The organism is Adlercreutzia equolifaciens (assembly GCF_029076695.1).
GTDB classification, from domain to species: domain Bacteria; phylum Actinomycetota; class Coriobacteriia; order Coriobacteriales; family Eggerthellaceae; genus Adlercreutzia; species Adlercreutzia equolifaciens_A.
Map to the genome: position 1 here is coordinate 1 of NZ_JARFIK010000410.1, position 300 is coordinate 300.

General features: G+C 70.7%; 1 protein-coding gene. It reads right to left on the reverse strand.

Translation table 11 applies throughout. The annotated features are described in order from the left end of the window. On the reverse strand, nt 1-300 hold a 300-nt coding region (locus tag PZH32_RS12950; RefSeq protein WP_275208664.1), incomplete at both ends, for a hypothetical protein.

Sequence of the window (300 nt, forward strand, 5' to 3'; positions counted from 1 at the left end):
CCAGGGCGTCGATCTTCGCCGCCGCCGCGGGCGCCTTGGTCTTTTTGGCCGGCTGGGATGCCGCGTCCCCGGCCGTTTGCGGGGTCTCCTGGGCGGCAACGGCGCTCTTCCCGCCGCTGGCCATGTTCACCGCATCGGCGTAGGCGTTGTACACCGACACCGAGGGGTAAGTGGCGCCCGACACCGCATCTACCGACGTGGTGGTGGAGCCCGCTGCCAAGGCTGCCTCGATCTGGGCCTTAACGCCGCCGGAGCCCTGAACGGCGGCGTCAAGGTAGCGCTGGTTCTCGGCGGCGTCCC